Below are 9,535 nucleotides of genomic sequence, written 5' to 3'. Positions count from 1 at the left end.
CGTGCGCGGTCATCGTGGACGTAGGTTTCTTCGGTGCCGTCGACGTAATGCACCGCGACACTGCCGTCGTCATTCCAGACGTAGCGGGTGTCCATCTGCGAGAACGACGCCCAGTGCCGGACACAACGGGCAGCCTTGCCGGCCCCTTGCCACTCCCAGAAGAAGCTCGCGCCACCGGTCAGTTGGCGCTGCAGGATGACGTGCAGATCGTCGTAGTCGTAACGCTCGCTGTCACCGGCCGCGTTAGTCGCTTCGATCAGGTGCTGATAGGCGTCGTAGCGGTAGCTGACGAGGGTGTGTTCGGTGTGCCAGCCGCCTTCACGAAAGGATTGGTAATCGATGCCAACCAGATGCGCCCGGTCGTAACGCAGCAGCAGCGCCCGCCCCGCCCCGTTGTCCAGTCGCTGAACCCTGTCAGACCGATCCCTATGCACCGTCAGACGGTTGTCATACGCATCACTGATCGCTGTCAGCCGGCCAGCGCGAAAGTGATAAAACCGCGCCGCGTCCCCCGCCAGCGCGAGGACTAATTCCTCCGGTTCATCCCCCAGAAAAATCGCCGCCCGCGACAGGCTGTTGTGAATCGCCGGCCGCTCGACACTCGGCAACGGAAACCGTGTACGGCGGTTTTCGTGGTCAATCCAGACCACCTCGTCAGCGTCGAACGCCAGCCGATGCGCCAGCGAATGGCTCCAGCCAAACCCCAGACCGACATCGATTTCGGCGGCACTGGTGCGGTACAACCGGGTGAACTCGAACGCCAGCAAGCCATCGAGGGTGCCATCGGTGAGGGTCAGCAGTTCTTCGCCGGTGACCATCGACACCGGACAGCCGTTGGTGCAGGTCGACGGCACGCAATCGGCGCTGTCACCGTTGGGGTTTTTTGCCTGATTAGGGGCGTCGTCGTGGGCCTCATGGCGCTCCAGTCGCGCCATGCCATGAGTCTTTTTTCGTGCAACGGGCGCTGGATTCGGCACCGTCAAAACCACCGAATCGGCCTGACGAATATTCAGCGCAATTGACGGTGTCGGTTTCAGCTCAGCAGCACGGGCATTGATTACCAACGGCTTGAGCACGCTCGCATGCCGACTCAGTTCGGGCTCAGAGGTCAGCTCAGCCAGGCGCAATGCCGAGGCCGCCAGCCACTCCCGCGCCCGTGGCGATTTGATCTTCGCCAACACTTTGCTGCTCAAGCGCAGCGGTACACCGACACCGCCAGATACCCGCATCAACAGGAAGCTGATCAACAACTCGACGCGAACCTCGGCCACCACTTCGGCCAGGTACTGCGGCGGCAGCATTTTCAGCCAACTGGTGAATGCGGCCAGATGAATGAACATCAGCGGCTCGTCGCTGAGGATCAGCAGACCGTTAGCGATGGCCTCGCTTGAGGCTTGCAGCAGGGCGTCCAGCTCAATGTCGGTCAGGTACTCCAGCAGCTTTTCGCTATTGGCCTGCAAGTCGGCAAGCAGGGCAAACAGTTGCTTGATGTCATCCCAAACGCCGTGCAGGGCGTTCTCGAATCCGCGCCAGTCGGCTTGCTGCAGTTGACCGTAACGCTCAATGAATCCGGCGCTGGAAAACGCTGCCCATAGCGGCTGAAATTCCGTCCACTCCCCACGTAACCAGACTTCCAGGTCGTCGAGAATGCCTTGATAAGAGGCGTACAACGCTCGGACATGCTCAGCGCAGACATCGGGAAAGAAGGTGATGCGATAACGCTGGCCCCGGTCGCAGTCGTTCAGCTCCAGAATGCCGCTGGGGCCGATGGTGTGGGGTATCGGGTCTCCGAACGTCAAAACCCCGTTGGCATCGTCGATCACCGGCTCCAGCGTCACCGGGGTATTACCGATGGGGACGAATTGCGCGGCCTCGAACATGTGCACCAGGGTCAACGGGCCGCTTGCCTTACACATGACCACGGATGAGCTGATGGGCTGGCGAGATTTGATCGGTGCGCTGAGTTGCACATCGTTGCCGACCTTGAACACCTGCTCGACATCCAGCGCCGTGCCCGTCCAGAACTGTTCGGCCCAAACATCGTAGTTGTTCAGGCAAAGGCGAAATTCCCGGATCAGGTTTTCGAAGTCCGGGTGTTCAGGGTTCAGGGCGGCAACTACCAGCAGGCCGATGCTGTTGTTCAGGGCCAGAAGCCGATCGGGTTGGAGCATTCGCAGTCACTCGCGCACGTGAAAAAAGAGGTGCGCGGACTTTGCGGATGATCAAAAAGGAAAGAAGTCGGGAGAGTAGGCAATGCCTGTAGGGCGTTTCGCTAAATGCTCGCGATTAGTTCGTCGCTTCGACGAACATTGACCGTTGCTCAATGCCCGTTGCGCTCGCTATGCTGCTGAACCCTTTAATCAGGTCCGAGCAGCGGCGCTACCGGTCGCCTGGGATATGTTTGATAACGGATCCGATGATGAATGCACCGCTGAAGGCGTTTGGCCCGATCAAGGCCGTGATTTTCGATATGGACGGTTTGCTGCTGGACACCGAGGGCATTTACACCGAGGTCACTTCGCTGATTGCCGAGCGGTACGGGCGCACTTTCGATTGGGGCGTCAAGCAGAACATTATTGGCCGAGGCGCCAATGACCTTGCCAATTACGTGGTCCAGGCGCTCGATTTGCCGATCACTGCCCAAGAGTTTCTGGTGATTCGTGAGCCATTGATGCGTGAGCGCTTTCCCAAGGCTCAGGCAATGCCGGGCGCTGAGGAATTGATTCGCCACCTCAAGGCGCACAACATTCCGATTGCGGTGGGCACCAGTTCGTCGCGTCAGTCGTTCGGCCAGAAAACCACCTTGCACCGCGACTGGTTTGAACTGTTCGATTTCATCGTCACCGCGGACGATCCGGAAGTCGGCGCAGCCAAACCGGCGCCGGATATTTTCCTGACCGCGGCCCGTCGTCTGGGTGTCGTGCCTGAGGATTGTCTGGTGTTCGAGGATTCGCCGTTTGGCGTTACCGCGGCCAAAGCCGCGGGCATGACCGCCATTGCCATTCCCGACGCCGCGATGGCCGATGAGAAATACGCACACGCCGACGGTATTCTGCGGTCGTTGAAAGCCTTCATCCCGAGCGCCTGTGGTTTGCCGGCGCTGGAATGGGCCTGAACGCCAGATATCAAAAAACGCCGCCCCTCTGTTAAAGGAGGGGCGGCGTTTTTCTTACAGACGGTTGAGAAAAATCAGGCGCCGAAACCACCGTCGATGGTCAGGCTGGCACCGGTGATGTAACCGGCTTCAGGCCCTGCGAGGTAAGCGACGAAGCTGGCGATTTCTTCGGCTGTACCGTAACGACCCACGGCCATCAACGGAATCAGGCTTTCGGCGAAGTCACCGCTGGCAGGGTTCATGTCGGTGTCGACCGGACCGGGTTGCACATTGTTCACGGTGATACCACGAGGGCCCAGATCACGCGCCAACCCCTTGGTCAGGCCCACCAGCGCCGACTTGCTCATCGCATACACACCGCCGCCGGCGAAGGGCATACGGTCAGCATTGGTGCTGCCGATGTTGATGATCCGTGCACCTTCGCCCATGTGTTTGGCGGCTTCCTGGGAGGCGATGAAAACGCTGCGAATGTTGATCGCCACGGTTTGGTCGAAATCTTCCAGTTTGAAGTCTTCCAGTGGGGCGACGGCCAGTACGCCGGCGTTGTTGACCAGAATGTCGAGGCGACCAAAGGCTTCGACGGTGGCGCTGACCGCATGGCGGATGGCGGCGGCGTCGGCGCTGTCAGCCTTGATCGCCAAGGCTTTGCCGCCGCTGGCGGTGATGCTGTTTTGCAACTCTTCGGCTTTGACCGTTGAGCTGACATACGTGAAGGCAACCGCAGCGCCTTCAGCGGCTAGACGTTTGACGATGGCAGCACCGATGCCACGGGAACCGCCTTGAATCAGAGCGACTTTGCCGCTGAGGTGTTGAGTGGACATGTTCGATCTCCAGAGTATTCAAGGCGCAATGCCTTGTTGTTGGAACCGAGTATCGGCTTCTGATCCACAGCCGTGTAGACCCTGATTGCTATAGTCTGTGTAAACCAAAAGTTTATAGTGGCGACCATGGAAACCTTCAGCAGTATCGAATGCTTTGTGCGCAGTGCCGAAGTCGGCAGCTTTGCCGAGGCTGCGCGGCGCCTGAGCCTGACGCCAGCGGCAGTGGGCAAGAGCGTGGCGAAGCTTGAGGCGCGGCTCGGTGTGCGCTTGTTTCAGCGCAGTACGCGGAGCCTGACGTTGACCGAGGCGGGGCAGCTGTTTTTGAGTCAGGTCAGTGCCAGTCTGACGACCATCCAGAACGCGGTGGCCAATCTGGCCAGTGTCGAGGGCCTGCCAGCGGGGACTTTGAAAGTCAGTATGGGGACGGTATTCGGGCGCTTGTACATCGTGCCGTTGCTGGAAGCGTTTTTACGTCGATTTCCGGCGATCAACCCTGACTGGCATTTTGATAACCGCCAGGTCGATTTGATTGGGCAAGGTTTCGATGCGGCGATTGGCGGGGGATTTGAATTGCCCCAAGGTGTCGTCGCGCGCAAATTGGCGCCGGCGCACCGAGTGTTGGTGGCATCGACGGGGTATCTGGAAAGTCACAAAGCAATCGTCGAGCCTGATGACCTGCAACACCACGATGGCATCCTGATTCGCTCGCCGCAAACCGGTCGAGTGCGCTCCTGGCAGTTGATCAGCAGTGGCAGCCAGCTCTGCCGCCCCTTGACCCTCAAGACGCGAATGACCATGAGCGACTCCGAGGCGGCCTGTGCGACTGCCGCGCAAAGTCTGGGAATTGCATTGGTGAGCATGCCGTTTGCGGTGGGTTATCTGCAGGCGGGCACGTTGCAGCGCGTGCTGCCGGATTGGTACATCGATGACGGCAACATTTCGATCTACTACGCCGAGCATAAATTGTTGCCGGGCAAGACGCGGGCGTTTGTCGATTTTGTGATTGAGCAGTTTGCGCAGCAGGGCTTGGCGCAGCGGTTCAGTGCCATTTGAGCATGGCCTGAGACCTGGTTGCCCCGATTTGCGAGCAAGTCCGCTGCCACAGGGTTTTGTGTCGTTTACAAGGCTCCCGTTCCACACAAAACCTGTGCAAGCTTGCTCGCGAATGAGTCGACTCGATATCCGACTGTGAACTCAGCGAGCAAACCGCTGCGCCCAGCCAATGATTTTCTTCGGCCGCGGCGTCGCATACGTCCGCACCTTGGACGTCGACAGCCGCAACCGCACCAGCGCTTCAGCGATGGTCACCGCTGCCGTCACTCCGTCCACCACAGGCACCCCGGTACGCCGACGAATCTGTTCATCGAGCCCGGCCATGCCGCCGCAACCCAGGCAAATCACTTCGGCCTTGTCCTGCGTCACGGCCAGTTCAGCCTGATGCACGATCGCCTCCAGCGCGCGCTGCGGCTCGTGTTCCAGTTCAAGAACGGCCAAACCACTGGCTCGAACTGAAGCACAACGGTCCCACAAACCGGACAATTTCAATCGATCCTCGATCAGCGGCACGGTGCGATCCAGGGTGGTGACCACCGAGTACGCGTGCCCCAGGAACATGGCCGTACTGGCGGCTGCGTCAGTGATATCCACCACCGGTACATTGAGCAGTTCCTGCAAGCCTTCGCGCCCATGTTCGCCATAACCGGCCTGAATCACGGCGTCGAACGGCTGGTCGTAGGACATCACCCGATCCATCACGGCGATGGCCGCCAGATAGCTTTCGAAATTGCCTTCAACCGAGTCAGCACCGAAATACGGCGTGAGGCCGACAATTTCCGTACCGGGTGAGGCGACAGCCTGCGCCGAGCGGGCAATGGCCTGAGTGATGGAATCTGTGGTGTTGACGTTGACCACGAGAATGCGCATGAAAAATCCTTATAACGGGCAGTTCTGCGGCCCGAAGTCCGGGCCGCGAAGGGGTTAATGGCAGACGTTGTCGACGGCGAAGGCTTCGCCACTGACGTCGGCGTAGTGCGGTTGGCGTTTGGCGATGATGAGGTAAAGCATTCCGGCGATCCCGGCGCCGATCAGCCAGGAGAAGGGCGAAACGTTGTGGAAACCAGGCACCAGCGCCAGGACGATGGCGATCAGCGCAGCGGGAATAAACGCCGTGACGGCGCGCCAATTGATACCGCGGCTGTAGTAATAAGCGCCGTTGGGGTCTTCGCTGTAGAGCTGAGGAACGTTGATCCGGCCTTTGCGGATCAGCCAGTAGTCGACCATGATCACCCCGTACAACGGGCCGAGCAGGGCGCCCAAACCCGACAGGAAGTACACGATCACCAGCGGACTGTTGTAGAGATTCCACGGCAGGATCAGCACCGCGATGGTCGCGCTGATCAGCCCGGCGCGGCGAAAGGTCAGGTATTTGGGCGCCAGATTGCTCAGCACGAAGGCCGGGGCGACGAAGTTGGCCATGATGTTCACCGCCACGGTGACGATCAGGAACGCCAGGCAACCCAGCACCACAAAGAAGGTGTTGGGAATCGAAGCGATGATCTCGGTCGGGCTTTCGATGATCCGGCCATTGATCTGGAATTGCGCGCCACACAGCAGGACTGTTATCGCGGCGAACACCAGAATATTCACCGGCAAGCCCCAGAAATTCCCGACCTTGATGGTCTTGCGGCACGGCGAGGAGCGGGCGAAGTCGCAGAAGTTGAGAATCAACGTGCCGTAGATCGCCAGCCACAACGCGCCGCCTGCAAAAATATTGCGCCACATCTCGCCGCCGGTCAGCGGTTCGCGGATCGACCAGGCGATGGTTGCGTTGGCTTGCGTGTACATCCACGCGGCGAGCGCGGCGACGGTCAGCAAAATCACCGGCCCGGCGAATGCTTCATACCGGCGAACCATTTCCATGCCGTAGGCAAGAATCGCCAATTGCACGAACCAGATCGCCACGAAGCACACCCAACCCAAAGTCGACAGGCCGAGGATCGCGTTGTCATCGTACTCGGCGAAGCCGGGATGGACTGCCGTCAGTAACACGCGCAAAACCACTGACGCGAGATACGTCTGAATGCCGAACCAGGCGATGGCGATCACCGCCCGGATCAGTGCAGGAATTTGCGCGCCGTGGATGCCGAAACTGATCCGGCTGATCACCGGAAACGGCACCCCGGTTTTCTGCCCCATGTAGCCGGACAGGTTCATGAAGAAATACACCAGTGCCGCGCCAATCCCCAGCGACAGCAAAATCTGCCAGCCACCCAGGCCCAAGGCATACAGGCCGATGGCGAACGAGTAGTTGGCGATGTTGTGCACGTCGTTGGTCCACAGGGCGAAGATGCTGTATTTGCCCCAGCGCCGGCCTTCGGCCTTGGTCGGTGCCAGATCGCTGTTGTGCAGACGCGGGCTCAGTTGTAACGGTTCGCTCAAGCCGTCAGGGGGCAAGGGTTGAGCGTGGACAGAGGCGGGCAGATTCAGCGCGACGTTATTGGAGAGACTTGTACGCATTCCGGCAGGCTCCTGATGTTCAGGACCGCGATGACTGTGCGTGAGCTGTCAGGCTCGACAAATCTTCGTCGCGGCAGTGAACCATCATTGGTTACGGGGCATCTGCAGCCTGTACGGGATAGGGCGCTTCAGGCTTGCGGATCGAAAGTGTGTATGTTTTGCAGTTTTGTATACAAAACATGTATGCACTAAAGCCAGATCTGTGCCAGTTGTTGATCTATGGAATGGGTCTCTCATTTCGAAAAGTTATCGAACGGGACTAAGTGTCTGAAAATCAGTGGATATAAATTGACCGATTGAACAGGTATTTATTTTTTGCGCAAGATTTCGGCTGACATCAAAAGGGAGGGCTTTGCAGGAGGGATGTAACGTTTCAGGTCGCAGAAATGAAAAGTGCACACACAAATGGCACTGATGGTGACAGTTGTGTGTACACGTTTTCGGAGGGTGCCATATAACAAATGTGGGGATGTCACTGGATGCAAAGGTGTGGGTTACGCCTTGCCGATGATATTCCCGGCATGCAACCCGCATTCTTTCTGGGTGGCTTCTTCCCACCACCAGCGGCCTTCGCGCTCGTGCTGATTTGGCAGCACCGGGCGGGTGCACGGTTCGCAGCCGATGCTGATAAAGCCGCGCTCATGCAGGCTGTTGTACGGCAGTTCCAGCATACGGATATAGCCCCAGATCTCTTCGCTGGTCATCTGCGCGAGGGGGTTGAACTTGTACAGGGTGCGCTCCGGCGTGGAGAACGCGCTGTCAATTTCCATCACCGCCACGGCGCTGCGGGTGCCCGGGCTCTGGTCACGGCGCTGGCCGGTGGCCCAGGCTTTGACGTCGGACAGTTTGCGGCGCAACGGTTCGATCTTGCGGATACCGCAGCATTCACCGTGGCCGTCCTTGTAGAAACTGAACAGGCCTTTTTCCTTCACGAACGGTTCCAGTTTCGTGGCGTCCGGCGAGACGATGTCGATGTCGATCTTGTAGTGCTCGCGCACCTGCTCGATGAAACGGTAGGTCTGCGGATGCAAGCGGCCAGTGTCGAGGCTGAACACTTTGACGTTCTTGTTCAGCTTCCAGGCCATGTCCACCAGCACCACATCCTCGGCGCCGCTGAAAGATATCCACAGATCATCACCAAACTCGGCAAACGCGAGTTTCAGGATGTCTTGAGCGGATTTGTTGGCATAGGTCGTGGCGAGGTCCACGACGTCGAACGTTGGGCTCATCAGGGCGGCTTCCTACAGGTCGGTGGCGCTGGGCGCTCTATATGGCGCCGATGGTAACAAAAAGCAGCGGCGCTTGGGGCGTCCTGTGCGTTGCGTGGTTGGGGTTGAGTCGCTAGAGTTCGGGCTCGCTCGACTCAATAAACAATACAAACGGGAGTGTCTTGTGGAAATTGCTTGCCTGGATCTTGAAGGGGTGCTGGTACCGGAAATCTGGATCGCCTTCGCCGAAAAAACCGGAATCGAATCCCTCAAGGCCACCACTCGGGACATTCCCGACTACGACGTGCTGATGAAGCAGCGTCTGCGCATCCTCGATGAGCATGGGTTGAAGCTGGCGGATATTCAGGAGGTGATCGCAACGCTGAAGCCGCTGGATGGCGCAGTGGAGTTCGTCAACTGGCTGCGCGAGCGCTTTCAGGTGGTGATTCTGTCGGACACTTTCTATGAGTTCTCCCAACCGTTGATGCGTCAACTGGGCTTCCCGACCTTGCTTTGTCATCGTCTGATCACTGACGACAGCGGGCGGGTGAGCAGCTATCAGTTACGTCAGAAAGACCCCAAACGCCAGTCGGTTCTGGCCTTCAAGAGCCTCTATTATCGGGTGATTGCGGCGGGTGATTCGTACAATGACACTTCGATGCTGGGCGAGGCGGATGCCGGGATTCTGTTCCACGCACCGGACAATGTCATTCGCGAGTTTCCGCAGTTCCAGGCGGTGCATACGTTTGCCGAGTTGAAGCAGGCATTTCTCAAGGCGTCTAACCGGGATTTGAGCCTATAGTCGTCAGGCCTGACGCCTTCGCAGCAAGCCCGCGCCACAGGGGAATGCATTCTTGTGTGGGCGCGGACTTGCT

The 9,535-nt window shown here is 58.8% G+C and carries 8 protein-coding genes; 3 read left to right on the top strand and 5 right to left on the bottom strand.

The window, feature by feature from the left end:
• Nucleotides 1–2,171, bottom strand: a 2,171-nt coding sequence (locus AACY02_RS14235) for a DUF6531 domain-containing protein (protein ID WP_339432497.1), incomplete at its 3' end; no start/stop codon positions are given.
• Nucleotides 2,172–2,419: 248 nt separating this feature from the next.
• On the opposite strand from AACY02_RS14235, the gene AACY02_RS14230 reads away from it, so the two are divergent.
• Nucleotides 2,420–3,115, top strand: a complete 696-nt coding sequence (locus AACY02_RS14230) for an HAD-IA family hydrolase (protein WP_339432496.1) — start codon at nucleotides 2,420–2,422, stop codon at nucleotides 3,113–3,115.
• 74 nt (nucleotides 3,116–3,189) lie between these two features.
• Here AACY02_RS14230 and AACY02_RS14225 read toward each other — a convergent pair whose 3' ends face one another.
• Nucleotides 3,190–3,936 carry a 3-oxoacyl-ACP reductase family protein gene (locus AACY02_RS14225; RefSeq protein WP_339432495.1) on the bottom strand — a complete coding sequence of 249 codons (747 nt, stop codon included), beginning with the start codon at nucleotides 3,934–3,936 and terminating at the stop codon, nucleotides 3,190–3,192.
• A gap of 126 nt (nucleotides 3,937–4,062) precedes the next feature.
• Between AACY02_RS14225 and AACY02_RS14220 the strand changes: the two genes are divergently transcribed.
• Entirely contained in the window at nucleotides 4,063–4,989 is a 927-nt protein-coding gene (locus AACY02_RS14220; RefSeq protein WP_339432494.1) for a LysR family transcriptional regulator, read from the top strand.
• Nucleotides 4,990–5,130: 141 nt separating this feature from the next.
• Here AACY02_RS14220 and AACY02_RS14215 read toward each other — a convergent pair whose 3' ends face one another.
• The 3 genes from AACY02_RS14215 to AACY02_RS14205 form a co-directional block, all read right to left on the bottom strand.
• Nucleotides 5,131–5,859 (bottom strand): aspartate/glutamate racemase family protein, encoded by a 729-nt coding sequence (locus tag AACY02_RS14215; protein ID WP_339432493.1) that lies wholly within the window; start codon nucleotides 5,857–5,859, stop codon nucleotides 5,131–5,133.
• Nucleotides 5,860–5,913: 54 nt separating this feature from the next.
• A complete protein-coding gene (locus tag AACY02_RS14210) occupies nucleotides 5,914–7,452 on the bottom strand; it encodes an NCS1 family nucleobase:cation symporter-1 (protein ID WP_339432492.1) in 1,539 nt (512 codons plus the stop codon).
• A gap of 494 nt (nucleotides 7,453–7,946) precedes the next feature.
• Nucleotides 7,947–8,681, bottom strand: a complete 735-nt coding sequence (locus tag AACY02_RS14205; protein WP_339432491.1) for a phosphoadenylyl-sulfate reductase — start codon at nucleotides 8,679–8,681, stop codon at nucleotides 7,947–7,949.
• A gap of 163 nt (nucleotides 8,682–8,844) precedes the next feature.
• Between AACY02_RS14205 and thrH the strand changes: the two genes are divergently transcribed.
• Nucleotides 8,845–9,462 carry a bifunctional phosphoserine phosphatase/homoserine phosphotransferase ThrH gene (gene thrH / locus AACY02_RS14200; RefSeq protein ID WP_339432490.1) on the top strand — a complete coding sequence of 206 codons (618 nt, stop codon included), beginning with the start codon at nucleotides 8,845–8,847 and terminating at the stop codon, nucleotides 9,460–9,462.
• The last annotated feature ends 73 nt before the right edge of the window (nucleotides 9,463–9,535 follow it).

The organism is Pseudomonas sp. EA_65y_Pfl2_P78, from assembly GCF_963970495.1.
GTDB lineage: Bacteria > Pseudomonadota > Gammaproteobacteria > Pseudomonadales > Pseudomonadaceae > Aquipseudomonas > Aquipseudomonas baetica_A.
The sequence above is the reverse complement of the archived record's forward strand: the minus strand, read 5'-3'. Positions and strand labels throughout refer to the sequence as shown.

What these genes read in the sequence shown, in the direction of transcription:
- AACY02_RS14230 (WP_339432496.1), top strand. Translation starts at nt 2,420, where the DNA reads ATGAATGCACCGCTGAAGGCGTTTGGCCCGATCAAGGCCGTGATTTTC.
- AACY02_RS14225 (WP_339432495.1), bottom strand. Translation starts at nt 3,936, where the DNA reads ATGTCCACTCAACACCTCAGCGGCAAAGTCGCTCTGATTCAAGGCGGT.
- AACY02_RS14220 (WP_339432494.1), top strand. Translation starts at nt 4,063, where the DNA reads ATGGAAACCTTCAGCAGTATCGAATGCTTTGTGCGCAGTGCCGAAGTC.
- AACY02_RS14215 (WP_339432493.1), bottom strand. Translation starts at nt 5,859, where the DNA reads ATGCGCATTCTCGTGGTCAACGTCAACACCACAGATTCCATCACTCAG.
- AACY02_RS14210 (WP_339432492.1), bottom strand. Translation starts at nt 7,452, where the DNA reads ATGCGTACAAGTCTCTCCAATAACGTCGCGCTGAATCTGCCCGCCTCT.
- AACY02_RS14205 (WP_339432491.1), bottom strand. Translation starts at nt 8,681, where the DNA reads ATGAGCCCAACGTTCGACGTCGTGGACCTCGCCACGACCTATGCCAAC.